Origin of the sequence: Amycolatopsis sp. lyj-346 (assembly GCF_046548975.1) — a bacterium.
In the GTDB taxonomy this organism is placed as follows: Bacteria; Actinomycetota; Actinomycetes; order Mycobacteriales; family Pseudonocardiaceae; genus Amycolatopsis.
In genome coordinates, this window is the sequence record NZ_JAJPWT010000005.1 from 66,563 (window position 1) to 88,868 (window position 22,306).

Genomic DNA, 22,306 nt, shown 5'->3' on the forward strand with positions numbered 1-22,306 from the left:
GCACCCTCCACGTCATCCCGTTTCCCACTCGGGGTTCGCGGCCGGCCGCCCGTCCGGACTGGTGCCGGGTGGCCCTTCCCACCCGGACGGCGCAAATCCGGCACCGGAACCCATCCGGCGGCGGCGCGGCTCCGAAATTCACGGGCCAGGGCCGGGCGGAACGTCGCGACACGGGAGCTCAGTCACCGTTGGTCACGCTGTGTGCCGGAGTTGCCCGTTCGGCCACGCGGGAGGTGACCTCGGACACTTCTTGATCACCCCAGCGTGTGAAAGTTTTTCGGATCGCTGGGCGTTGAACTCACCATGGGTTATCCCTGGACAGAGAACAACCCGACCGACGAGTAGCAAAGGGGCCATCCATGGCCGACCCGAACACCGTGACCAGCGCCCGCATCGACTTCGCCCTCCGCACCTTCGGGGCCGGACCGCGACCGGTGCCTGCCGAGCTGGAGTACGACACCCGAGACCCGTACGCGGTCGCCGTGGTGCTGCACGCCGGCCCGAGTGCGGTCCGGTGGCTCTTCGGCCGCGACCTGCTCGTCGACGGCCTGCTCGCCCGCTGCGGCGACGGCGACGTGCGGATCGGGCCGGCCGGCGACCCCGCGCTGGTCGTCGTGGAGCTGAGCTCCCCCGACGGCGCCGCGGTGCTCGAAGCGCCCGCGAAGGAGATCGCGGCCTTCCTCGACCGCACCTACGACGTGATCCCGGCCGGCAGCGAGTCCGACTGGTTCGACTTCGACGAGGAACTCGCGAAGCTCTCCTACCAGGACTGAGTACCGTCCGAGGGTGAGCTTCTTCCTGACGAAGGTCCTCGCCGCGCTCGACGACGGCGGTGATCGCCCCCTGTTCGTCCAGGACGGCGTCACCACCTACCACCAGGCCCGCGACCGGCTGCGCCGCCTGCACGGCGGGCTCGGCGACGTCGCCACGCTCGCCGTCGACCTGCGCAACCGGCCCGAGACGGTCCTCGTCCAGCTCGCGGCCCTCCTGCGCGGGGCGACCGTGCTCCTGGTCCCGGCCTCGGCGACGGCCCGCGGCCGGGTCGCCGCGGCGAGCGGCGCCACCGTCGTCACCGACCGCCCGCACGCCTGGCCCGCGGGCGACGTCCGCACCCTCGACGACCTCGACGGCGAACCCGAGCCGCTCGACCCGCCGGAAACCGTGCGCCTGCTCTTCCCCACCGGCGGCACCACCGGCACCCCGAAGCTGATCCGCCACAGCGGCATCTACGACGGCATGGCGCACATCTTCGCGCCGGCACCGGACGGCCCGGGCCGGACGCTGCTGGTCGCCCCGATGACGCACATGACCGGCAACGCCACCGTGCTCGGCGCGCTGCTGCGGCACGACACCGTCGTCGTCCACGACGGCTTCGACGCGGAAGCGGTCCTCGACGCGATCCAGGAACACCGCATCGGCACGCTCTCGCTGACGCCGCCGCGGCTGGCCGCCGTCCTGGACCACCCGAAGCGCCCGGAAACCGACCTCGCCAGCGTCCGCTCGCTCTCCCTCGGTGCCGCGCCGCTGCCACCGCACCGCCTGGCGCAGGCCCTCGACGTCTTCGGCCCGGTCGTCGGCCAGGGCTACGGCCTCACCGAGGCGCCGATGATCGCGAGCATCTCCGCCGCCGAGCTGGCCGACCGGCCGGAGCGGCTGGGCTCGGTCGGCCGGATCGTGCCGGGCATGGAGGCCCGCATCACCGACGGCGAGGTCGAGGTGCGCGGACTGTCCATGATGGACGGTTACGTCGGCGGCCCGGACATCGGCGCGGGCTGGCTGCGCACCGGCGACCTCGGCCGCTTCGACGACGAGGGCTACCTCTACCTGCTCGACCGCGCGGACGACGTCGTCGTGGTCGGCGAGCACGGCACGAAGGTCCCCACCACCGTCGTCGAACACGCTCTCGCGGCCCACCCGGCCGTGCGCAGCGCCGCCGTCTTCGGCGTCCCCGGGATCGACGGCCGGCTGCTGCACGCGGTCGTGGTCACGTGCGGCGAAGTGAGCTCCGAAGAGCTCCGGCAGCACGCGCGCGACGCCTTCGGCCAGGAGCACTACGTCCCGGCGGCCGTGGACTTCGTGGCCGCGCTGCCGCTCACCGACGTGGGCAAGGTGGACAAGCGCGCCCTCGTTCAGCTCGTGACGGCCCCGTAGGACGACGACCGCACCAGCTTGACGTACTTGCCGAGCACGCCTTCCGGGAACTTGTTCGGCAACGGCTCCCAGCCTTCCCGGCGCCGCGCCAGCTCGGCGGCGTCGACCAGCAGGTCGATGCTGCGTGCCTTGATGTCGACGGCGATCCGGTCGCCGGTGCGGACGAAGGCGATCGGCCCGCCGTCGGCCGCCTCCGGCGCGACGTGGCCGATGCACAGGCCGGTGGTGCCGCCGGAGAACCGGCCGTCGGTCAGCAGCAGGACGTCCTTGCCCAGCCCGGCGCCCTTGATCGCCGCGGTGATCGCCAGCATTTCCCGCATCCCCGGGCCGCCCTTGGGACCTTCGTAGCGGATGACGACGACGTCACCGGCCTCGATGCGGCCTTCGTTCAGCGCCGCCATCGCCTCCTGCTCGCGCTCGAACACCCGCGCCGGGCCTTCGAAGTTGGCGGTGTCGAAGCCCGCGGACTTCACGACCGCGCCCTCGGGGGCGAGCGAGCCGCGCAGGATGGTGATGCCGCCGGTCGGGTGCAGCGGGTTGTCCGGGCGGCGCAGGACCTCGCCGTCGATCGGGTCCGGGTCGAGCTCGGCGAGGTTCTCGGCCACCGTGCGCCCGGTGACGGTCAGCGCGTCGCCGTGGATCAGCCCCTCGTCCAGCAGCGCCTTCATCAGCACCGGGATGCCGCCGTGGCGGTCGATGTCGTTCATGACGTACTTGCCGAACGGCTTCAGGTCGCCCAGGTGCGGCACGCGGTCGCCGACCCGGTTGAAGTCGTCGAGGGTCAGCTCGACCTTGGCCTCGTGCGCGATGGCCAGCAGGTGCAGCACGGCATTGGTCGAACCACCGAGGGCCATGACGACGGTGATGGCGTTCTCGAACGCCTCCCGCGTGAGGATGTCCCGTGCCGTGATGCCGCGTTCGAGCAGGCCGACGACGGCTTCCCCGGAAAGGTGGGCGTAGTGGTCGCGGCGGCGGTCCGCGGACGGCGGCGCGGCCGAGCCCGGCATGCTCATCCCCATGGCCTCCGCCGCCGACGCCATCGTGTTCGCCGTGTACATGCCGCCGCAGGCGCCTTCACCGGGGCAGATGGCGCGTTCGATGCGGTCCAGGTCGGCGGTCTTCATCCGCCCGGCCCGGCAGGCGCCGACCGCCTCGAAGGCGTCGATGAGCGTGACGTCCTTCTCGGTGCCGTCGGTGAGCTTCACCCAGCCGGGGGCGATCGTGCCCGCGTAGAGGAACACCGACGCCAGGTCGAGGCGCGCGGCGGCCATCAGCATGCCCGGCAGCGACTTGTCGCAGCCGGCCAGCAGGATCGAGCCGTCGAGCCGCTCGGCCTGCATCACCGTCTCGACCGAGTCGGCGATGACCTCGCGGGAGACCAGCGAGAAGTGCATGCCGTCGTGGCCCATGGAGATGCCGTCGGACACCGAGATCGTGCCGAACTGCAACGGGTAGCCGCCGGCCGCGTGCACGCCCTCCTTCGACGCCTGGGCGAGCCGGTCCAGCGACAGGTTGCACGGCGTGATCTCGTTCCACGAGCTGGCGACGCCGATGATCGGCTTGCCCCAGTCGCCGTCGCCCATCCCGACCGCGCGCAGCATGCCTCTGGCGGGCGCGGCCTCGATCCCGTCGGTCACCGTGCGGCTGCGGGGCTTCGGGTCGGTCGTCATCTCACAGGCCTCCGATACGACGTTCGGACGGACTGCATGTTACCCGCGTCCACGCGGTCCGCTGACCGGAACGGTTTCCTTTCCGGGCCCGGGCGAACCGGCGAAAACTCGGCGAATGGTCACCACAGTGGTGTGGGGCACGGGCAACGTCGGCCGTGCGGCAATCCGGGCCGTCGACGCCCACCCGGCGCTGGAGCTCACCGCGGTGCTCGTCCACGACCCGGCGAAGGTCGGCAAGGACGCGGGCGAGCTGGCCGGCGTCGGCGCGCTGGGTGTCGCCGCGACGGACGACATCGACGCCGTCCTGGCCGCGAGTCCGCGCGCGATCGTGTACGCCGCTTCGGGCGACGTCCGGTTCGACGACGCGCTCGCCGACATCGTCCGCGCGGTCGGGACGGGCGCGGTCGTCGTGACGCCGGCCCTGTACCCCCTCTACGACCAGCGCAACGCGCCGCCCGAGCTGCGGGACCCGGTGCTCGCGGCGATCAAGGAGGGCGGCGGCTCGCTGTTCGTCTCCGGCGTCGACCCCGGCTGGGGCAACGACGTGCTGCCGCTGCTGATCAGCGGGCTCGGCACCGACGTCGACGTCGTCCGCTGCCAGGAGATCTTCGACTACTCGACGTACGAGCAGCCCGACTCCGTCCGGTACCTGGTCGGGATGGGCCAGCCGATGGACTACGACCCGCCGATGCTGATGCCCGGCGTGCCGTCGATGGTGTGGGGCGGGCAGGTCCGGCTCATCGCGCGCGGCCTCGGCGTCGAAGTGACCGAGCTGCGCGAGACCCTCGACCGGCGTCCGCTCGAGAAAACCGTGACCACGCGGACCATGGGCGAGTTCGAAGAGGGCACGCAGGGCGCGGTGCGGTTCGAGGTGCAGGGCATCGTCGACGGCGAGCCGCGGATCGTCATCGAGCACGTCACGCGCATCCACTCCGCGTGCGCGCCCGACTGGCCGGTACCGCCCAGCGGCGACGGCGCGCACCGCGTGATCGTCGAAGGCCGGCCGCGCATCGAAGTCACCGTCGAGGCGACCGACGAAGGCGAGAACCGGTCGGCGGGTGGGAACGCCACCGCCGTCGGCCGCCTGGTCGGCGCCATCGACTGGCTGGCCGCGGCGGAACCCGGCCTCTACGACGCACTCGACGTCCCGCTGCGCCCGGCAGCCGGCAAGCTCGGAAGGAGGCGCTCGTGAACATCGACATCCCCGAAGGCAAGGACCCGATCGGGTACGTCTGGGGCGAGATGGTGCCCGGCATCGGGATCGCCGCGTCGAAGTTCTCGCTGGCGGTGTACGAGCACACCACGCTGGGGCTGCGGGAGTTCGAGGCCGCACGGCTGCGGATCGCGCAGCTCAACGGCTGCGTCTTCTGCCTCGACTGGCGCACCGAACGCGACGGGCAGAAGGTCGAGGCGGAGTTCGCCGACGCGGTGCTCGACTGGCGCACGACGGACCGCTTCGACGACCGGACGCGGCTCGCGGCGGAGTACGCCGAGCGGTACACCCTGGACCACCACAACCTGGACGACGAGTTCTGGAAGCGGATGTCCGCGCACTACTCGCAGCGGGAGATCGTCGAGCTGAGCATGAGCCTCGGCGCGTGGCTGGCCTTCGGACGGCTCAACCACGTCCTCGGCCTGGACACCGTCTGCGTGCTGCCCTCCCACCGGTTGTGAGGGGCGTGACCCGCCCCTCACAACCGCGGGCTCAGAAGTCCGTCGCGATGATCTTCTCGATGTTGCGTTCCGCCAGTGCGGTGATGGTGACGAACGGGTTGACGCTGGTGTTGCCCGGGATCAGCGAGCCGTCGATCGCGTACAGGCCCGGGTAGCCGGTGAGCCTGCCGTAGTTGTCGGTCGCCTTGCCGAGCACCGCGCCGCCGAGCGGGTGGTAGGTGAGGTGGTCGCCCCAGATCTTGTAGGTGCCGAACAGGTCGGTCCGGTAGATCGTGCCCTCCGTCGCGTTGATCTTGTCGAAGATGGTCTTCGCCATGTCGATCGACGGCTGCTTCCAGGCCGTCTGCCAGTTCAGCTCCACCGCGCGCGTGGCCGGGTTCCAGGTGAACTGCGCCCGGTTCGGGTTCTTCGTGATCGACAGGTAGAACGACGCCCACGTCTCGATCCCGGTCGGCAGCGGCGCGACCTCCGCGAAAGCGCCACCGGCGGCCCAGTTGTCGATGCCACCGCACGGGATGGTCGACTGGAGGGCCCCGGTCGGGTCCCAGATGTGGTTGGCGCGCCCGCACATCACGTTCCCGTTGTCGCCCCAGCCCTTGCCGATCTCGCCGTTCAGGTTCGGCAGCGCGCCGGTCGCCTTCAGCTTCACCAGCAGCTTGCTCGTCCCGACGCTGCCCGCGGCGAAGAACACCGTGTCCGCCGTGACGGTCTTGATCGTGGACACCGCACCGGCGGTGGTGAGCTGCTCGATCGTCACCGTGTAGCCGCCGCCGGAGGCCGGCAGCACCTGCGTCACGCGGTGCAGCGGCGAGATGGTGACCCGCCCGGTCGCGGCGATCTGCGGCAGGTAGGTCTTCTGCAGCGACTTCTTGCCGTAGTTGTTGCCGTACAGGATTTCCCCGGCCAGCGCCGACTTCGGGACGGTGCCCGCCGCCTCCCGCTCCATGTAGGCCCAGTCGTACACGTCCGGGACGAACACGAACGGGAAACCGGACCGCTGGGCCTGTTTCCGGCCGACGCGGGCGAACTGGTAGCAGTCGGTGGTGTCGAACCAGGCCGGGCGGACGTTGGCGACCCCGAGGCCGGCGTTGGCGCGCGGGTAGTAGACGTTGTACATCTCGTTCGCGTCGACCGTGGGGAGGATCGCGCCGAAGTTCTCCCGCCTCGGCGTGACGGCCATGCCGCCGTTGACGAGCGAGCCGCCGCCGACGCCGCGGCCCTGGTACACGGTGATCCCGCCGAACTCCTCGGCGTCGAGGATGCCGGTGTAGCGCGGGATGTCCTTGTCGATGGGGAACCCGAGGAAGTTGGACAACGGCTGCTTCGTCCTGGTGCGCAGCCAGTACGAGCGCTGGTCCGGGCTGGTCGTGGCGGCGAAGATCTTGCCGTCGGCGCCCGGGGTGTCCCAGGCCATGCCCATCTCGACCAGCTGCACGTCGACGCTGGCCTGGGCGAGCCGCAGCGCGGCGACCGAACCGCCGTAGCCCGACCCGATCACCAGCGCGGACACGCGGGCACCGTCGGAAATCGCGGCCGGCTGCGACGGTGCAGCCGCGGCTCGGCCGGCCATCGCGGCACTCGCCAAGATAGAACCAGTTCCAGCGATGAAGAGACGACGGGATACGGAGCCAGAAGTTGTTCTCCACACGGGTTCGACACTCATGTGTTGTTCCTCACCGTTGAGGTATTTAGAACAAGTTATAGCTCGATGGTACAGACAAGTCGACATATACCCACGAGTAACCTGGCGGGGTTGCGGGGCCGTGCCGCTGAATGGGCCATGATGGACGACTGTGGAGTCCACCCGAGTGGACCGCTGGCTCTGGGCGGTCCGGCTGACGAAGACCCGCCCGGACGCGGCGGCGGCCTGCCGCGGCGGCCACGTGCGCGTCAACGACAAACCGGCCAAACCGGCAACCACGGTCGTCCCGGGCGACGAGGTGCGCCTGCGCATCGGCGGGGTGACGAAGATCTTCGACGTGGTCCGCGTGATCCAGAAGCGCGTGGGCGCCCCGGACGCGGCAACGTGTTACGTGGACCGGACACCGAAGCCACCACCGGAAACGGCGATCCCGGTGGCCCGCCGCGACCGCGGCGCCGGCCGGCCGACCAAACGGGAGCGCCGGGTGCTGGACGCGTTCCGGTCCCGGCAGGACCCCTGAGCGGCCGAGCGGCACCGACCTCGTCGCACAGCTCGCCCGGCTTCGAGGCCTAAGGCCGCAAGCCGTCCAGGACCACCGACAGCAGGTGGCGCGTGCGCGCCGCCCGCTCGGCGCCGAAGTCGTTGCGCCACAGGAAACCCACCAGCAGCAGGACGTCCTCGGCGTCGACGTCTTCGCGCAGGGTGCCCGCCGCCTTCCCGGCGTCGAGCAGCAGGGTGATGGCCGCGCAGACCGGTTCGTAGTACTCCCCGGACAGGTCGGCGCGCGTGGCCGCTTCGACGGCTTGGGCCGCGCCGTGCTTGATGCGGCCGTACGCCGCCAGGCGCTCGAACCACTGCCGGAGTGCTTCCTCGGGCGCGTGCTCGCGTAGCAGCTCGGGGGCCGCGTCGACGAGCTCGTCGAGGTCGTGGCGGTACACCGCGATCAGGAGCGCTTCCCGGCTGGGGAAGTGCCGGTAGAGCGTGCCCTGGCCGACCCCGGCCGCCTTCGCGATCGACTGCAGCGAGGCGGCGCTGGACGCCTTCAGCGCCGTCCGCGCGACCTCCAGGATGCGCTCGCGGTTCTGCTCGGCGTCGGCTCGCATCGGTGTCACCCCGTCACCCTAGCCAACCGGACACCTGTCCGCTACCGTCGAAGCGGACATGTGTCCACTTAACTGCCGAAGGAGTGTCCATGATCGAGCACAAGGTCGTCGTGATCACCGGGGCGAGCAGCGGGATCGGCGCGGCGACGGCCACCCTGCTGGCCGAGCGCGGCGCGAAGGTCGTGCTGGGCGCGCGGCGCAAGGACCGGCTCGACGCGCTGGCCGAGCGGCTGGGCGCGGTCAGCCTGCCGACGGACGTCCGGCGTCCGGAAGACGTCGCCGCGCTGGTCCGGCTGGCCCGCGAGACCCACGGCCGGCTGGACGTCCTGGTCGGCAACGCCGGCGTCGGGCCGATCTCCCCGATCGACTCCCTGCGCGTCGACGACTGGGACGCGATGATCGACGTCAACGTCAAGGGAGTGCTGCACGGCATCGCGGCGGCCCTGCCGGTGTTCCGCGAGCAGGGCTCCGGCCAGTTCGTGCACACGGCCTCGACGGCGGCCTACCGCACGGTGCCGACGATGGCGGTGTACGCGGCCACGAAGACGGCGGTCCGCACGATCTCCGAAGGCCTGCGCCAGGAGGCGGGCCCGGACCTGCGGGTCACGCTCGTGTCCCCGGGCGTGATCGCCACCGACTTCATCGACGGCATCCCGGAGGCAGCCGTCCGCGACCGGCTCACCGAGACCCGCGACACGGTGGCCATCCCCCCGGAGGCGATCGCCCGCGCCATCGCGTTCGCCATCGACCAGCCGGCCGAGGTGGACGTCAACGAGATCGTCGTCCGGCCGACCGCGCAGGCCTAGTGCCGCGCGTCCGAGGTGCGTTGCCGGCGGCCTCGCTCAAGCGCCCCAATGTGGCCTTGGTTGCGTTGAACGCACCCAAGGCCGCCTTGGGTGCGTTGAACGCACCGAAGGCCACATTGGGGCGCACCCGTCTGGGCGCCCCCAGCAGCCCAGACCCAGCAAACGACTTGCGAGGCGGAAGCGGGGTTACCCTGCCCAGGTGAGCGACAGCGAGAATTTCGAAGGACGCGACGTCGGGTCCGGAGTCTCCGTCATCCGCGAACGCACGGACGTCGTCGGCTCCGGGCCGCGGCTGCACCGGCATCCCTACCCCGAAACGTTCGTCATCATCCGCGGGCAGGCGCGGTTCACCGTCGGCGACGAGCAGCGTGACGGCGGCGCCGGGGACGTGCTCGTCGTCCCGGCCGGGACGCCGCACAAGTTCGCCGTGCTGGGCCCCGGCGTCTACGAGGCCGTGCACATCCACGAAAGCGACCGCTTCATCACCGAATGGCTGGAGTGACGGCTAACGCTCGCCGATCATGCCGCGCAGCTTCGTCAGCGCGCGGAACTGCGTGATGCGGACGTTGCCGGCGGAGATGCCCAGCGCCTCCGCCGTCTCGTTCGCCGACAGGCCCGCGACGATCCGCAGCGACAGGATGTCCTGGTGCAGCGGCGGCAGCGCCGCCAGCAGCCGGCCCAGCCGGGCGCCGAGGTCCAGCTCGAGGACGTGGTTCTCCGGCTCGTTGCCGCCCAGCGGCCGGTCCGGCAGCTCGGACACCGGCTTCGACCGGTCCCTGGCCACCGAGCGGAACGCGTCGGCGACCTTGTTCGCCGCGATCGCGCGCACCAGGTACAGGAACGATCCCCCGCGGTCCTGGTAGTTCGGCAGCACCTTCAGCACCGCCAGGCACACCTCCTGGGCGACGTCGTCGGCCGAAAGGTACGACAGGTCCCGCCCGCCGATCCGCGCCCGGCAGTACCGCACGACCGTCGGCTTGATGAGCCGCAGCAGCGCCTGGACGGCGTCCGGGTCGCCGTCGCGCGCCGCCGCCACCACCGGGTCGAGCCGCTCCTTCGTCAGGCCGCCCTCCGGCCGCGGCGAAGCCGCCAGCACGGTGTAGCCGTCGACGGCCGCCGCCGCCTCCGCGATCATGGTTTCCACGCCGCCCTCCTCGTGTCCGCCAACCGGGCGCCCGTCCGTCCACATCGGACACTACGCGGCCTGGACGGTTCCCGGTCCGACATCCGGACTATCGACACGCTGACCAGCAACGTTGCAGCGCGGTGGGGGTTGTCCAGCTATTGTCCGTTAATCGTTCACCATCCGTGCGGAACGGCTGCCGGACACCCGCGGAACACTGGACAAATAGTGGACAGATCAAGCCCAGCGGATTCCGTACGCGAAGCCGGGATCGAGGTTCCGGAACCGGACGTGCACCTCGCCCGCGTCGTCGGCGGCCAGCGCGAAGCCGGTTCGCGACCGGTCGTCCACGCCGGCCGGGGAAACCTTTTCCTGCCGCACGATCCGCTTCGGCACGCGTTCACCGAACCGCACGTGCAGATCGAAAAGATCGCACGGGTGCCGCGGCACGCAGACGTAACGCGGTTCTCGCAGGTTTGCCCGGAATCGCAGGCCGACCTCGTGCCGCGCGCCGCGGCGCAACGGCTCCGGCAGCCGCAGCGCCAGCCCGATCCGGTCACTCGATTCCATCACCCGGCCGGCGAGCACACCGCCGTGGAACACGTCGACACCGAGATCGGACTCGCGGACCGAATCGCCCGATTCACCGCTGAGCGGCAACGTCAGCGCGAGGTCGAGCACGGCGATTTCGTCGGCGTCGGCGATCACCCGCCGGAATTCGAACGCCTCCGGCACCGGCTGGTCGAGCGCCAGCGTGACGCGCAGTTCTTCGGTGTGCCAGCCGCGGCCCGAAGAGCGCCGGGGCTCCGGCTCGGCCGCCGCGACGGCCAGCGCGGCGATCTGCTCGATTCCCTCGTCGATCCGCCGCCGGACCGTCCGGTCGTCCCGGTCGAGGGTGATCGCCGCCCAGTGCACCCGTTCCTGGTAGAACGGTTTCCGCGCCCGCTCGTCGAGCGCGAATGCGGCGAGCAGCGCGATCTTCAGATCGTCCGGCAACGACTCGACCAGCGGCCGCAATCGATCCGACAGCTTACGCCGCATCTCCACGGTTCCGTCATCTTCGAGAATGCCGCAAGTGGAGCGCAATGCGGGGCCGATCCGGTCCGCGAGCGGTGTCGTGAAAATTGCCCTCCCTTTGCGCAGGGCCTTGAGTTCGCCGACCACGTCCGCCGCACTGAGGCTCACCGTTCCCCTCCCCTTCCACGCACGGAGGTCAATGTTCGTCAGCGCCACCGCCGATGTCCAGTCGATCACGCTCCGGCAAACGGATCGTTATCCCGCGGTTTCCTTTCCGGCCAACACGGAAACGCCGAAACTCATTGGCGTTGCCGTTGACGGCGGCAGCATTGCGCCGCAACGATTCCGCGGCGGAAACCCCCGCGGCCGCCGCTGTCGAAGGTGTCGAAACGTCCGGCACGCGTTCGCCGCCGCACCACGCTTCCCGGCCGGGACACGTTCACCCGGGCGGCGCACCACCCCCGTGGGTGAACGTGACCAGGCCGTTGCCTCGGCACCGGTTGACGAGGGCTCGCCGCGGGTACTTGTTGATCATGAGCCCGAGGATGTGGCGCCTGCTGATCTCGGGGTCGCTGCGGCTGTTCCTTCTCAGCGCCGTACCGGCCGCCGCGCACCTGTCCGTGCTCGCCGGACTGGCGGCGGCGGTGATCGCGTTCATCGTGCCGGCCCCGCACAGCCGGCACGACGATCGCGTCGGCTAGCGACTCCTACGCCGCCTGCCACCGGCGGAGCTTTTCGGGGTTGCGCACCGCCCAGATCCGCCGGATCGACGCGCCGGCCACCTCGAACGCCATGACGGCCACGATGGCGCCGTCCCGCCACGCGGCCAGGCCGGGCTGCCCGTTGACGGTCGTCTCCTCGATCGCCAGCGCCGGGATCCGGCCGGTGAGGTCCACGGCGTAGCGCGCGACCCGCTCGGCGCCCTCGATCGGGTGGCGGAGCGCCCTCGCCAGCCCGCCGCCGTCCGCGACGACCGTGGCCCCCGGATCGAGGATGCCCACCAGCCCCTGGACGTCCCCCGCCTCCCGGGCCAGCTTGAAGGCGCGGACCACCTCGGCGCTCCCCCGGGCCGGCGCCGGAGCGCGGACGGCCCGGACGCGCCGCCGTGCGGAGCCGGCCAGCTGGCGGCACGCGGCGGAGGACCGGCCGAGGACCGCTCCCACCTCCGCGAAGGGGTAGCCGAAGACGTCGTGGAGGACGAAGGCCACGCGCTCGGCCGGCGTCATCGACTCCAGCACGACGAGGAACGCCATCGTGATCGACTCGTCCAGCGTGACGCGGTCGGCCGGATCGGTGCTCCACCCGGTCTCGCCGGGCAGCGGCTCCGGGATCCACTCGCCGACGTAACGCTCCCGCCGCACGCGGGCCGAGCCGAGCTGGTCGAGGCAGATGCGGCTCGCGACGGTCGTCAGCCAGGCACCGGGCGATGCGATCGCGTCCCGTTGCGGCCCGGTCAGGGCGTACCACCGGCCGTACGCCTCCTGGACGACGTCCTCGGCGTCGCTCAACGAGCCCAGGAGCCGGTAGGCGAGCCCGGTCAGCTGCCGCCGCTCGTGCAGAAGATCAGTCACACCCCCCTGACGCACCCGGACGCCGATTTGTGACGCCGCCTCACATCCGGACGGGCTGTTTCGTCGGGACACGAAACGACGAAAGGAAAACCCGATGTCCGACAGGTCCCGCCTGCCCGACCCCGCGCGGTTCTTCCCCGAGCTCGGCGAGATCGCCGGCGCGCTGACCAGGGTCACCATGAACGGGTCGATCCCCCGGAGCACCATCCACCTGGTGCAGCTGCGCATCGGCCAGCTGGTCGGCAGCACGTACCACGTGGTCCGCCAAGCCGAGCTCTTCCGCAAGTCCGGAGCGACGGAGGAGCAGGTCACCTCGGTGGCGTCCTGGCCGGCTTCGCCGTACTTCAGCGAAGCCGAACGCGTCGCGCTGGAGCTCGCCGAGGCGGTCTTCACGGCGAGCCCCCGGGGCGAGCGCGTGCCCGACGAGCTGTTCGCCCGCGCCTCCGCCTGCTACGACGACAAAGCGCTCTGGACGCTCGCCCTCGCGCTCAGCCAGATGTGCTACTTCGTGCCGGTGGCGCTCATCGCGAAGCCGATCCCGGGAAAGCCGTTGGGGAAGAACTACAGCAAGTAGGGCCTGTCGTGCGGCGCCGTGCTCACCCGCGGCGCCGCACGCACCGGCCGCGCAGCACCACGGCCGCCGGGTCGGCGAGCCGTGCGGCCGGACTCCCGCGGCCACCAGTGCCCGGATCTCCGCGACGATCCCGCCGTGCGGCAGGGAATCCGTGCCCGCCAGCACGCGCACGCGGGCGAGCGGATCAGCGTGACCCCGGCGTCGACGTGCTGGTGCAGCTGCTCCCGGAGCAGTTCGTCGTCCATCGGCTGCCCGGGTTGCGCGGCGCCGGGGTGGGTGTGCGCGTCGACCAGGCCGGGAACCAGCCAGCCCTCGCCCACCCGGGTGGCGCCGGGCACCGGATCGGTCGTCCAGCGGTCGCCGTCGCCGTAGAGGTCGACGTACTCGCCGCTCGGCAGCGCGTACCCCCGGATGCGCGTGATCACCACGCCGACCGTACGCGCGTACGCAGCCCGGCGTAGGCGCAAGTGCCGTCCTGCGGCGGACGCCCACGGCGGCGCCCGGCCCGACCATGGGACGCACCGAAGAAAGGGGGCGACCATGACCAGGCTGAGCGGCCGGGCCCGCAAGAGTTACCTCGTCGCGCACATCGTCTTGGCCGGCGCGTGGATCGGCATGGACGCGGTCCTCGGCATCCTCGTCTGCACCGCGCTGATCTCCGACGACACCGCCGTCCGCGCCACCAGCCTGCAGGCGCTCGGCCTGTTCGCCGTCTGGCCGATGCTGATCGCCGCCGTCCTCACGCTGGGCACCGGCGTCGTGCTAGGCCTCGGCACCAAGTACGGCCTCGTCCGCTACTGGTGGGTGGCCGCGAAGCTGGCGGTCAACGTCCTGATGGCGGTGCTGATCCTCGTCGCGTTGCGGCCGGGGATCGACGAAGCCGCCGCTGCTCCCGACGGCCTGCTCTACCCGGTGATCGTCGCCCCCACCCTCCTGCTGTTCGCCACCGTGCTCTCGGTCTTCAAGCCGTGGGGCCGTATCCGGAAGGAAACCCATGACCCTGCCCGTGGAAACGACCGCGCTGACCAAGCGCTACGGACCGGCCGCCGCGGTCGAGGACCTGGACCTGTCGGTGCCCGCCGGTGAGGTGTACGGGTTCCTCGGCCCCAACGGCGCCGGCAAGACGACGACGCTGCGGATGCTGCTCGGCCTGATCCGGCCGACGTCCGGCCGCGTCCGGCTGCTCGGTGCCGAGCCGGGACCGGGCAGCCTCGCCCGCGTCGGCGCGCTGATCGAAGGCCCCGCCTTCTACCCGTACCTCTCGGGCCGGGCCAACCTGCGGGTCCTCGCCGACCACGCCGGGGTGCGCCGGACGCGCGTCGACGCCGTGCTCGAGGTCGTCAGCCTCACCGATCGCGCCAAGGACCGGTACGCGACCTACTCGCTCGGCATGAAGCAGCGGCTCGGCCTGGCCGCGGCGCTGCTGAAGGACCCCGAGCTGGTGGTGCTCGACGAGCCGACCAACGGCCTCGACCCGGCCGGCATGGCCGACATGCGGGTGACCATCCGCAAGCTGGCCGCCGGCGGCTGCACCGTGCTGCTGTCCAGCCACCTGCTGGCCGAGGTCGAGCAGATCTGCGACCGCGTCGGCGTCCTCGACCACGGCCGGCTCGTCACCGAGACCACGGTCGAGGACCTCCGCGCGGGTGGGGCACTGCGTGTCGTCGCCGATCCGCTCGGGCAGGCCCGCGAGCACCTCGAACGCCTCTTCGGCCCGGATCGCGTCCGCGCCGGCGAAACCGCCCTCGAACTCGACGTCGCACCGGAGCAGGCCGGGCGGGTCAACGCCGAACTGGTCGGCGCCGGGTTCGTCGTCACCGAGCTGCGCTGGCGCGAACCCGATCTGGAACAGACCTTCTTCGCACTGACCGGAGGTACCCCCGATGCTGCGTGACATCCGCGCCGAACTGACCAAGCAGTCCCGCCGTCCGGCGACCTGGCTGCTCCTGGCCGTCGCCGTCGTCCTGACGCTGACCTTCGGCTACGCCGTCCCGTACGCGGGATTGAGCGGGACGGTGGCCGGGCCGCCGGGCAGCGGCCGCGGACTGGCCGTGATGTTGCCGGACGCCTTCGTCGGCAGCGCACTGGGCGGGCTGCCGATCTTCGTCGGTGGGCTCGCGCTGATCTTCGGCGTCCTGGTCGCCGGCAGCGAATACGGTTACGGCACCTGGAAAACCGTGCTCGTGCAGCACCCGTCGCGCGCCGCGGTGTACGGCGCGAAGCTCGTCACCGTCGCGCTGGCCGCCCTCGCCGCCGTGCTCACGTTGTTCGCGACGACGGCGGGGGCGAGCGCGCTCGTCGCGTCGCTCGAAGGCCGGGCCGCCGGCTGGCCCGCGGTGTCCGACGTCCTGCTGGGCCTCGGCGCCGGCTGGCTGGTCACGACGATGTGGGGCGCGCTCGGCGTGCTGCTGGCGATCGGCCTGCGCTCGGTGGCGCTGCCGATCGGGCTGGGCCTGGTGTGGCTGCTCGCGGTGCAGAACCTCCTGGCGTCGGTCGCCGCACCGCTGCTGGACTGGGTCGCGCAGCTGCAGAAGGCGCTGCCCGGGCCGAACGCCGGGGCGCTGGCCGCCGCGTTCGGGGCGGCCGCACCGGGCGTCGAGCAGGTCGTCGGGGCCGGGCAGGCGACCGCCGTGCTGGCCGCGTACCTGATCGCGTTCGGCGTCCTCGGCGGCTGGTTGCTGCAGCGCCGCGACATCGCCTGACCGGCGCCGGTGCCGGTGCGCTCGTGCGCGATCACGCCCGGTGTAGTGTTTGCCGGTCCGACCGGCGTGCGTGACCGCGTGAGGTGCCATGACAGTGCGGCGGTACCCAGTGGCCATCGTGCTCGTCTTCGTCACGGCGGCCCTGATCGTGGTCAACGGGTTCGCCTTCTGGGGCGACACCTTCGCCCTCTGGGTCGACGACGCCATGCAGCTCGGCGCCGGGATCACCGCGGTCGTCTGCGGCGTCGTCGTCGCCCGGCGGGTCCGCGGGCACCAGCGCTGGTGGCGGGTGCTGGTCGCGCTCGGCATGACCGGCTGGTCGCTCGGCCAGTGCGTCTGGTCGTGGTACCAGCTGATCGACGGCCGCGGGCTGCCGTCGCCGTCGCTGGCCGACGTCGGGTACCTGAGCTTCCCGGTGTTCGCGCTCGCGGCACTGTTCGTCCTCGCGCACGCGCGCTCCCGGCCGGAACGCGAACGCTGGCAGCCGGCCCAGTGGTTCGGCGTCGCGGTGGTGCTCGACGGGCTGGTCGTCACCGCCTCGCTGTTCATCCTCACCTGGACCGCGGCGCTCGGGCAGGTGGTCCGGGCCACCGGGCCGGACGCGCTGACCTGGGCCGTCGCCATCGCCTACCCGCTGTCGGACCTGGTGGTCGTGGTCGTCGCGGTGCTGCTGGTGGTGTTCGACCGGGTGGACCGCCCCTACCGCGCGAACCTGCTGCTGACCGCCGTCGGGATCGTCGCGCTGGCCTGCTCCGACAGCGTGTTCGCCTACCTGGTCAGCATCGGCGCGCAGAGCATGAAGCCCTGGGCCGACGCGGGATTCGTGCTCGGCCCGATGTTCATCGCCTTCGCCTTGCTGGCCACGCCCGGCACCCGCCGTCGTGCCGACGCGGACCAGCCGGTCGGCGTCGACTGGTGGCAGGTGGCGCTGCCGTACCTGCCGGTCACCGCGGTCGCGCTGCTGATCACCGTGCAGATCGTGGCCGGGGCCGGCCCGGACGGCGTCGAGGTGTTCGTCGGCGCGCTCGTGGTGTTCCTGGTGCTCGCCCGGCAGCTGCTTTCGTTGCTGGACAACAGGTTGCTGCTGCGCCGGGTGTACGAGGGCCAGCAGCAGCTGACCCACCAGGCCTACCACGACCCGCTGACCGGGCTGGCCAACCGCGCGCTGTTCGCCGACCGGCTGGACCGGGCCGTCGAGCAGGGCGCGGACGGCGAACGCGGGCCGCTCGTGCTGATCTTCGTCGACCTGGACGACTTCAAGGAGGTCAACGACCGGTTCGGGCACGCCGGCGGGGACGTCCTGCTGCACGCGGTCGCCCAGCGGCTGCTGAGCTGCGTCCGCGTGGGCGACACCGTCGCGCGCCTCGGCGGCGACGAGTTCGCGATCCTGCTGGAAGGCGAGGTCGACGCGCCGCAGGCCGTCGCCGACCGGATCCAGAGCGCGCTGCGGCGGCCGTTCGCCGTGCACGGCACGCTGGTGCCGATCCGCGCGAGCATGGGCCTGGTGGTACCGGACCCGGCCGAACCGGCGGTGACGTCGGACGTGCTGCTGGGCCGCGCGGACACGTCGATGTACGCGGGCAAACGGCTCGGCAAGGACACCACGGTCGTGTACCACCCGTCGCCGGACGGGCCGCCGGACTTCCCCTCGGCGTTGCGCCGCGCGGACGGCGGTCTTCCGGAGGGTTTCGCGCTGGTGTTCCAGCCGATCGTCCGGCTGGCCGACGAACAGCCGGTGGCGGTGGAGGCGCTGGCCCGCTGGACCACGCGGGACGGCACCGCGGTGTCGCCCGAGACGTTCGTCCGCGCCGCCGAAGGCGCCGGCCTCGGCGCGGAACTGGACGCACTGGTACTGGACCTGGCCTGCCGCGAGATCACCGCGGCCGGGATCGACCTGACGGTGCACGTCAACGTGTGCGCGAGCCGGCTCGGAGCCGACACGCTGGAGCAGAGCGTCGGCTCCGCGCTGGACCGGTACGGCCTGCCTGCCGAACGCCTGATCGTGGAGATCACCGAGACGGTGCCGGTGCCGGACCTGGCGGCGGGCGCCGCCGCGATCCGCCGCCTGCAGGACCTGGGCGTCCGGGTGGCACTCGACGACTTCGGCGCGGGGTACAGCTCCCTGACGGTCCTGCACGCGCTGCCGGTCGACCTGATCAAGCTGGACCGCGCGCTGACGACCGGCATCCGCCCGGACCGCGACGCGGCCCTGTGCCGATCGCTGGTCGGCCTGTGCGCCGACCTGGAGGTGGCCGTGGTCGCCGAGGGCATCGAGACGGCCGAGCAGGCCGAACTGGTCACCCGCGCGGGCTGCACGACGGCCCAGGGCTACCGCTTCGGCCACCCGGCCGCACTCTCCTCACTACGGCTGTCAACGCTCTCAGCCGGCTAGCCCGCCGGGCCCTGCCCCATGCGCCCCAATGTGGCCTTCGGTGCGCTCAACGCACCCAATGTGGCCTTCGGTGCGCCCAACGCACCCAATGTGGCCTTCGGTGCGCCCAACGCACCCAATGTGGCCTTCGGTGCGTTGGACGCAACCAAGGCCACCTTGGGGCGCTAGCGCACGCCTGGTGGCAGCACGCCGAAGATCGTTGCGGTCGAGCCGGAGCCGTTGCGGTGGATCGGGCCGCCCGCCAGTACCCAGGCGCCCGTTGTGGGCAGGGCCTTGAGGTTCGCGAGGATCTCCAGGCTGATCCGGTGGCGCCGGTAGACCAGCTTGGACACCGTGTACGTCTCGTCGGTGCCGACGTCCGGGCTGAACGTGTCGGTGCCCGTGCCACCGCGGCGGCCCAGGCGTCCGGTGTCGATCAGCCACTGCACCGCGGGGATCGAGAACCCCGGCTGGTGCAGCACGCCGTCCGCGCCGGTGTTCGGGAAGGCCGGCGTGCCCCACTTGGCGTCCCAGCCGGTCCACAGCACCACGACCGACTCGGCCGGGATCCGGCCGTGGCGCTTCTCCCACGCCTTGAGGTCGTCGACCGTGACCGCGTAGTCGGGGTTCGCCGCGGCCTTCGCCCGCACGTCGATCTTCACGGCGGGCCGGAACAGGTCCGCCGGGTCCATGTCGTCGGCGAGCGGTTCCCCGGTGTTGAAGTGCCCTGGCGCGCCCCAGTGCGTCCCGGTGTGCTCGCCTTCGCGGACGAACTGCAGGTAGTAGCCGTCTTCGGGGATGGTGGCGATGGTCTCCAGCTCGAAGGCCGGGTCCCCGGGGAAGACGTTGGTCGTGGCGGGGTCGTTGACGTGCGACAGGTTGACCAGGTTCAGCTGGTCCAGCCGCACCGGCGGCGTGGCTTCCGCGGCCTGGGCCGTCCGCCCGGACAGCGCGGCGCCGAACACCCCGGCCAGCCCCGCGGCCAGCACCCTGCGTCTCATCGGCATGGAAGATCACCTTTCCCCGGCGCGGGGCAGGCCCCCGGACACGACACCGTCATATCACCCGGGCTGGGCGCGGCCAACGAGTTGCGCGAAGATGGTGGCCGTGGACAACGACATCGAAGACCGCGACAACGAAGACAACGCCGACAACGGCATCCTCGACCCCGAGGACACTTTGGACGACCGCGACGAGCTGGCGGAGGGCTATTCACCGCCGGAACGGGCGCAGGCGACCGAAGGCTGGGGCACCACCGCACACGAAACGGCCGAGGGCGAGAGCTGGGCGGGCCGGCTCGCCCGCGAGGTCCCCGACCTGGCCGACGACGCCGATGACGACGGACTGGGCGACACCGAAGACACCGACGGCGAGCTGATCGACGACGAGGTCGGCGACGTCCGCGCGGGCCGCCTGGTCGCGACGGACGAAGGCTACGGCGAAGACACCGACGAAGAGCTGTACGCCTCGGACGCCGGCATCGACGGTGGAGCGGCTTCGGCGGAGGAAGCGGCCGTCCACGTGATCGACCCGTCCCGCCGCTGGTGACCTAGAACCAGCCCCGGAACGGACCGTCGGCCGCCGGCGGCTTGACGGCCGACGGCGAAGGTGGTGGCAGCCGGATCTCAACCGGCTCTTCCGGCAGCTCCTTCAACGCCCCGCGCGGCTCGGACTCGCCGAGGGCTCGTTGCCCTCGCCATACGCCGAGGTGATCGTTTCCGCCAGCACTTCGGGCGGTACCGGCTCGTTCTCGTTGCACGTCACGTCGAGCACCGCGTAGAGCGCGGCCGCGTCCCGCTCGCGAGCGTCTTGTCCAGGGAGATCCGCACGTCCTCGACCCGGAATTTGTGGATGTTCGTCTGCGAATTCCCTTTCCCCAGCTGGATTCCCCGCGCAGTTCTTGACGACCAGGGCCGTCCGCGGCAGCAGCCCGGTGACCCCTCGGCGTCGAGGGTGGCCGGGACGTCCACGACCTGCGCGTGACGGTCCGCGGTGGGGAAGAACGCGGCCCGCGCCGATCAGCGGATCGTCCGGGGCGGCCACCGGGCGGGACAGTTCCCGCCACGGCACCGGCTCGAGGATCCAGTCGTCGCCGAACCCGTCGTCCGTCATCGGCCGACGGAGTCGTATTCGCGGACCGCGGCCAGGTACTCCCCGATCGCGTCGCGGTTGCGCAGCAGGCATTCCGCCCGGCGGGTCATGCGGTCGCGCTCCGCCTCCAGCGTCGCGATCATCTCCGGTGTCGCGTCCGGGAAGTAGATGGCCCGTGGCTTGTCGAGGCAGGGCAGGATCTGCTTGATGATCCGGGTCGGCAGGCCGGCGTCGAGGAGGCCGCGGACCTGGATCACCCGGTCGACCGTCGGCTCGTCGTAGTCGCGGTAGCCGTTCGGGCCGCGGCCTGCGATGATCAGGCCCTGCTCTTCGTAGTACCGGAGCAACCGGCGGGACGTGCCGGTGCGCTCCGAGAGTTCGCCGATCCGCATGTGCGCCACCTCACACCCGCCGGAGTAGACCTTCACATCTATGTGAGGGTTCGAGCATAGCGGCATGACGAACCTCCGCACCCCCGCTCTCCCGCTGACCGCCCTGCTCGCCCTCACCACCGCCGCGTTCGTCACCGTGCTCACCGAGGCGCTGCCCGCCGGCGTGCTGCCCGGGATGAGCGCCGGCCTCGGCGTCGGCGAATCCGCGGCCGGCCAGGCCGTGACGATCTACGCGCTCGGCACGGCGCTCACCGCGATCCCGCTGTCCGCCGCCACCGCGACCTGGCCCCGCAAACGCTTGCTGCTCACCGGGGTCGCCGGGTTCGCCGTGGCCAACACCGTCACGACGCTCTCGTCGGACTACGCGCTGACGATGGTGGCGCGCTTCGTCGCCGGGGTGGCCGCGGGCGTCGTCTGGGCGCTGCTCGCCGGCTACGCACGCCGGCTCGTCCCCGGCAACCAGGGCAAGGCCATCGCGATCGTGATGGCCGGCATCCCGCTGGCCCTGTCGCTCGGCATCCCGGCCGGGACGTTCCTCGGCGGCCTGCTCGGCTGGCGTTCGGCCTTCGGTGTCATGTCGGCGATCGCGGTGGTGCTGCTCGCGTGGATCGCCGCGGCGGTGCCCGGCCAGCCGGGACAGGTCGGCGGCCGGACGCCGGTCCTGCGCACGCTCGCCGTTCCCGGCGTCGTCCCCGTGCTCGCCGTGACGCTCGTGTTCGTGCTGGCGCACACCGTGCTCTACACCTACATCGCCACCTTCCTCGGCCACGCCGGCCTCGGCGGTTCCGTGGACGTCGTCCTGCTGGTGTTCGGGATCGCGTCGATGGCGGGCATCGGGGTCGTCGGCGCCCGGATCGACCGCGCGCTGCGGACGCTGATGGTGCTCAGCACGGTCGGCGTCGCGGTGGCGGCGACGCTGCTGGCGGTGTTCACGGCCGCCCCGGCGCTGGTCTACGTCGCCGTGGCGCTGTGGGGGCTCGGCTGGGGCGGCGTCCCGACGCTGTTGCAGACGGCGGCCGGGAACGCCGGCGGCGAAGCGGCGGACAACGCGCAGGCCATGCTCGTCACGCTGTGGAACGCCGCGATGGCCGCGGGCGGGCTGGCCGGCGGGGTTCTGCTCGACGACGCCGGGCCCGCGTCCTTCCCGTGGACGCTGCTCGTGCTCCTGCTGCCGGTGCTCGCCGTGGTGCTCGGCGCCCGGCGGCACGGGTTCCCCGCTCGATCCTGATGGGACGAACCAAGTCGACGGCGGGCCCGGACGCGCTCGCGCCCGGCTGCCGCTGCGTCACGCCGCCCCAGCCGCGACCGTAGAACCCGAGGCCCAGCAACACCTTCGCCGGTCCAGACCACTGCGGACCAGAGTGAATCGGGCTGGTCAGCGGGTTTCGGTGCACCTCCGCAACCGGGTCCGGATTCACG

General features: G+C 71.8%; 25 protein-coding genes. 15 read left to right on the plus strand and 10 right to left on the minus strand.

Annotation, left to right across the window (positions count from 1 at the left end; genetic code table 11):
• Positions 1-359: 359 nt before the first annotated feature.
• Together ACLJQE_RS17955 and ACLJQE_RS17960 are read left to right on the plus strand one after the other, a co-directional pair.
• Positions 360-773, plus strand: coding sequence for an SsgA family sporulation/cell division regulator (locus tag ACLJQE_RS17955; RefSeq protein WP_410640386.1), 414 nt, complete (start codon positions 360-362; stop codon positions 771-773).
• 13 nt (positions 774-786) lie between these two features.
• Complete coding sequence (locus ACLJQE_RS17960; RefSeq protein WP_410640387.1) at positions 787-2,151, plus strand: class I adenylate-forming enzyme family protein; 1,365 nt, start codon at positions 787-789, stop codon at positions 2,149-2,151.
• Here ACLJQE_RS17960 and ilvD read toward each other — a convergent pair.
• Positions 2,130-3,821, minus strand: coding sequence for a dihydroxy-acid dehydratase (gene ilvD / locus ACLJQE_RS17965; RefSeq protein ID WP_410640388.1), 1,692 nt, complete (start codon positions 3,819-3,821; stop codon positions 2,130-2,132). The genes ACLJQE_RS17960 and ilvD overlap by 22 nt on opposite strands.
• A 115-nt stretch (positions 3,822-3,936) precedes the next feature.
• Between ilvD and ACLJQE_RS17970 the strand changes: the two genes are divergently transcribed.
• Together ACLJQE_RS17970 and ACLJQE_RS17975 are read left to right on the plus strand one after the other, a co-directional pair.
• Positions 3,937-5,013 (plus strand): dihydrodipicolinate reductase, encoded by a 1,077-nt coding sequence (locus tag ACLJQE_RS17970; protein WP_410640389.1) that lies wholly within the window; start codon positions 3,937-3,939, stop codon positions 5,011-5,013.
• Positions 5,010-5,495: a carboxymuconolactone decarboxylase family protein gene (locus ACLJQE_RS17975; protein ID WP_410640390.1), complete on the plus strand. Its 486-nt coding sequence runs from the start codon at positions 5,010-5,012 to the stop codon at positions 5,493-5,495. Before ACLJQE_RS17970 ends, ACLJQE_RS17975 begins: the two co-directional genes overlap by 4 nt.
• Positions 5,496-5,526: 31 nt before the next feature.
• On the opposite strand, the gene ACLJQE_RS17980 is transcribed toward ACLJQE_RS17975, so the two are convergent.
• On the minus strand, positions 5,527-7,065 hold the full coding sequence (locus ACLJQE_RS17980) for a GMC oxidoreductase (protein WP_410640391.1): 1,539 nt from the start codon (positions 7,063-7,065) through the stop codon (positions 5,527-5,529).
• A gap of 223 nt (positions 7,066-7,288) precedes the next feature.
• Between ACLJQE_RS17980 and ACLJQE_RS17985 the strand changes: the two genes are divergently transcribed.
• Complete coding sequence (locus tag ACLJQE_RS17985; RefSeq protein WP_410640392.1) at positions 7,289-7,657, plus strand: RNA-binding S4 domain-containing protein; 369 nt, start codon at positions 7,289-7,291, stop codon at positions 7,655-7,657.
• A gap of 49 nt (positions 7,658-7,706) precedes the next feature.
• Here the strand turns inward: ACLJQE_RS17985 and ACLJQE_RS17990 are convergent, their stop codons facing one another.
• Positions 7,707-8,240 carry a TetR/AcrR family transcriptional regulator gene (locus tag ACLJQE_RS17990; protein ID WP_410640790.1) on the minus strand — a complete coding sequence of 178 codons (534 nt, stop codon included), beginning with the start codon at positions 8,238-8,240 and terminating at the stop codon, positions 7,707-7,709.
• 89 nt (positions 8,241-8,329) lie between these two features.
• Here ACLJQE_RS17990 and ACLJQE_RS17995 point away from each other — a divergent pair, with 89 nt between their 5' ends.
• Both ACLJQE_RS17995 and ACLJQE_RS18000 read left to right on the plus strand, forming a co-directional pair.
• A complete protein-coding gene (locus tag ACLJQE_RS17995) occupies positions 8,330-9,046 on the plus strand; it encodes an SDR family oxidoreductase (protein ID WP_410640393.1) in 717 nt (238 codons plus the stop codon).
• Positions 9,047-9,245: 199 nt separating this feature from the next.
• A complete protein-coding gene (locus ACLJQE_RS18000) occupies positions 9,246-9,548 on the plus strand; it encodes a cupin domain-containing protein (protein ID WP_410640394.1) in 303 nt (100 codons plus the stop codon).
• A gap of 3 nt (positions 9,549-9,551) precedes the next feature.
• On the opposite strand, the gene shbA is transcribed toward ACLJQE_RS18000, so the two are convergent.
• Together shbA and ACLJQE_RS18010 are read right to left on the minus strand one after the other, a co-directional pair.
• Positions 9,552-10,181, minus strand: coding sequence for an RNA polymerase sigma factor ShbA (shbA, locus tag ACLJQE_RS18005; RefSeq protein ID WP_410640792.1), 630 nt, complete (start codon positions 10,179-10,181; stop codon positions 9,552-9,554).
• 225 nt (positions 10,182-10,406) lie between these two features.
• The gene (locus ACLJQE_RS18010) at positions 10,407-11,210 is read right to left on the minus strand and encodes a hypothetical protein (protein ID WP_410640794.1); all 804 of its coding nucleotides are present in this window, start codon (positions 11,208-11,210) and stop codon (positions 10,407-10,409) included.
• Positions 11,211-11,719: 509 nt separating this feature from the next.
• Between ACLJQE_RS18010 and ACLJQE_RS18015 the strand changes: the two genes are divergently transcribed.
• Positions 11,720-11,887, plus strand: a complete 168-nt coding sequence (locus tag ACLJQE_RS18015) for a hypothetical protein (protein WP_410640395.1) — start codon at positions 11,720-11,722, stop codon at positions 11,885-11,887.
• A 6-nt stretch (positions 11,888-11,893) separates the two neighbouring features.
• Here the strand turns inward: ACLJQE_RS18015 and sigJ are convergent, their stop codons facing one another.
• On the minus strand, positions 11,894-12,757 hold the full coding sequence (sigJ, locus tag ACLJQE_RS18020) for an RNA polymerase sigma factor SigJ (RefSeq protein WP_410640396.1): 864 nt from the start codon (positions 12,755-12,757) through the stop codon (positions 11,894-11,896).
• A gap of 94 nt (positions 12,758-12,851) precedes the next feature.
• On the opposite strand from sigJ, the gene ACLJQE_RS18025 reads away from it, so the two are divergent.
• A complete protein-coding gene (locus ACLJQE_RS18025; protein ID WP_410640397.1) occupies positions 12,852-13,331 on the plus strand; it encodes a carboxymuconolactone decarboxylase family protein in 480 nt (159 codons plus the stop codon).
• On the opposite strand, the gene ACLJQE_RS18030 is transcribed toward ACLJQE_RS18025, so the two are convergent.
• Positions 13,319-13,756, minus strand: coding sequence for a hypothetical protein (locus ACLJQE_RS18030; RefSeq protein ID WP_410640398.1), 438 nt, complete (start codon positions 13,754-13,756; stop codon positions 13,319-13,321). The two genes, ACLJQE_RS18025 and ACLJQE_RS18030, sit on opposite strands and share 13 nt — an antisense overlap.
• A gap of 115 nt (positions 13,757-13,871) precedes the next feature.
• Here ACLJQE_RS18030 and ACLJQE_RS18035 point away from each other — a divergent pair, with 115 nt between their 5' ends.
• From ACLJQE_RS18035 to ACLJQE_RS18050, 4 genes are all read left to right on the plus strand, one after another.
• Positions 13,872-14,417, plus strand: coding sequence for a hypothetical protein (locus ACLJQE_RS18035; protein WP_410640399.1), 546 nt, complete (start codon positions 13,872-13,874; stop codon positions 14,415-14,417).
• On the plus strand, positions 14,326-15,225 hold the full coding sequence (locus tag ACLJQE_RS18040) for an ABC transporter ATP-binding protein (protein ID WP_410640400.1): 900 nt from the start codon (positions 14,326-14,328) through the stop codon (positions 15,223-15,225). The genes ACLJQE_RS18035 and ACLJQE_RS18040 overlap by 92 nt, the downstream gene beginning before the upstream one ends.
• A complete protein-coding gene (locus ACLJQE_RS18045) occupies positions 15,215-16,033 on the plus strand; it encodes an ABC transporter permease (RefSeq protein WP_410640401.1) in 819 nt (272 codons plus the stop codon). The genes ACLJQE_RS18040 and ACLJQE_RS18045 overlap by 11 nt, the downstream gene beginning before the upstream one ends.
• Before the next feature lie 88 nt (positions 16,034-16,121).
• On the plus strand, positions 16,122-18,425 hold the full coding sequence (locus tag ACLJQE_RS18050) for a putative bifunctional diguanylate cyclase/phosphodiesterase (RefSeq protein ID WP_410640402.1): 2,304 nt from the start codon (positions 16,122-16,124) through the stop codon (positions 18,423-18,425).
• Between the two features lie 164 nt (positions 18,426-18,589).
• On the opposite strand, the gene ACLJQE_RS18055 is transcribed toward ACLJQE_RS18050, so the two are convergent.
• A complete protein-coding gene (locus tag ACLJQE_RS18055) occupies positions 18,590-19,411 on the minus strand; it encodes a cyclase family protein (RefSeq protein ID WP_410640403.1) in 822 nt (273 codons plus the stop codon).
• A 100-nt stretch (positions 19,412-19,511) separates the two neighbouring features.
• Between ACLJQE_RS18055 and ACLJQE_RS18060 the strand changes: the two genes are divergently transcribed.
• Positions 19,512-19,952 (plus strand): DUF5709 domain-containing protein, encoded by a 441-nt coding sequence (locus ACLJQE_RS18060; RefSeq protein WP_410640404.1) that lies wholly within the window; start codon positions 19,512-19,514, stop codon positions 19,950-19,952.
• A gap of 102 nt (positions 19,953-20,054) precedes the next feature.
• Here ACLJQE_RS18060 and ACLJQE_RS18065 read toward each other — a convergent pair whose 3' ends face one another.
• Together ACLJQE_RS18065 and ACLJQE_RS18070 are read right to left on the minus strand one after the other, a co-directional pair.
• Positions 20,055-20,516: a hypothetical protein gene (locus tag ACLJQE_RS18065; protein WP_410640405.1), complete on the minus strand. Its 462-nt coding sequence runs from the start codon at positions 20,514-20,516 to the stop codon at positions 20,055-20,057.
• Complete coding sequence (locus ACLJQE_RS18070) at positions 20,513-20,887, minus strand: MerR family transcriptional regulator (protein WP_410640406.1); 375 nt, start codon at positions 20,885-20,887, stop codon at positions 20,513-20,515. Before ACLJQE_RS18070 ends, ACLJQE_RS18065 begins: the two co-directional genes overlap by 4 nt.
• A gap of 64 nt (positions 20,888-20,951) precedes the next feature.
• Here ACLJQE_RS18070 and ACLJQE_RS18075 point away from each other — a divergent pair, with 64 nt between their 5' ends.
• Entirely contained in the window at positions 20,952-22,115 is a 1,164-nt protein-coding gene (locus tag ACLJQE_RS18075) for an MFS transporter (RefSeq protein WP_410640408.1), read from the plus strand.
• Positions 22,116-22,306: the final 191 nt, after the last annotated feature.

Excerpts from the sequence above, each read along its gene's own strand:
- ACLJQE_RS18075 (WP_410640408.1), top strand. The coding sequence starts at position 20,952 with ATGACGAACCTCCGCACCCCCGCTCTCCCGCTGACCGCCCTGCTCGCC.
- ACLJQE_RS18065 (WP_410640405.1), bottom strand. The coding sequence starts at position 20,516 with ATGACGGACGACGGGTTCGGCGACGACTGGATCCTCGAGCCGGTGCCG.
- ACLJQE_RS17970 (WP_410640389.1), top strand. The coding sequence starts at position 3,937 with ATGGTCACCACAGTGGTGTGGGGCACGGGCAACGTCGGCCGTGCGGCA.
- ACLJQE_RS17990 (WP_410640790.1), bottom strand. The coding sequence starts at position 8,240 with ATGCGAGCCGACGCCGAGCAGAACCGCGAGCGCATCCTGGAGGTCGCG.
- ACLJQE_RS17995 (WP_410640393.1), top strand. The coding sequence starts at position 8,330 with ATGATCGAGCACAAGGTCGTCGTGATCACCGGGGCGAGCAGCGGGATC.
- ACLJQE_RS17980 (WP_410640391.1), bottom strand. The coding sequence starts at position 7,065 with ATGGCCGGCCGAGCCGCGGCTGCACCGTCGCAGCCGGCCGCGATTTCC.
- ACLJQE_RS18025 (WP_410640397.1), top strand. The coding sequence starts at position 12,852 with ATGTCCGACAGGTCCCGCCTGCCCGACCCCGCGCGGTTCTTCCCCGAG.
- ACLJQE_RS18055 (WP_410640403.1), bottom strand. The coding sequence starts at position 19,411 with ATGCCGATGAGACGCAGGGTGCTGGCCGCGGGGCTGGCCGGGGTGTTC.
- ACLJQE_RS18010 (WP_410640794.1), bottom strand. The coding sequence starts at position 11,210 with ATGCGGCGTAAGCTGTCGGATCGATTGCGGCCGCTGGTCGAGTCGTTG.
- ACLJQE_RS18070 (WP_410640406.1), bottom strand. The coding sequence starts at position 20,887 with ATGCGGATCGGCGAACTCTCGGAGCGCACCGGCACGTCCCGCCGGTTG.
- ACLJQE_RS18040 (WP_410640400.1), top strand. The coding sequence starts at position 14,326 with ATGACCCTGCCCGTGGAAACGACCGCGCTGACCAAGCGCTACGGACCG.
- ACLJQE_RS18035 (WP_410640399.1), top strand. The coding sequence starts at position 13,872 with ATGACCAGGCTGAGCGGCCGGGCCCGCAAGAGTTACCTCGTCGCGCAC.
- ACLJQE_RS18050 (WP_410640402.1), top strand. The coding sequence starts at position 16,122 with ATGACAGTGCGGCGGTACCCAGTGGCCATCGTGCTCGTCTTCGTCACG.
- ACLJQE_RS18015 (WP_410640395.1), top strand. The coding sequence starts at position 11,720 with ATGAGCCCGAGGATGTGGCGCCTGCTGATCTCGGGGTCGCTGCGGCTG.
- ilvD (WP_410640388.1), bottom strand. The coding sequence starts at position 3,821 with ATGACGACCGACCCGAAGCCCCGCAGCCGCACGGTGACCGACGGGATC.
- shbA (WP_410640792.1), bottom strand. The coding sequence starts at position 10,181 with ATGATCGCGGAGGCGGCGGCGGCCGTCGACGGCTACACCGTGCTGGCG.
- ACLJQE_RS18045 (WP_410640401.1), top strand. The coding sequence starts at position 15,215 with ATGCTGCGTGACATCCGCGCCGAACTGACCAAGCAGTCCCGCCGTCCG.
- ACLJQE_RS17955 (WP_410640386.1), top strand. The coding sequence starts at position 360 with ATGGCCGACCCGAACACCGTGACCAGCGCCCGCATCGACTTCGCCCTC.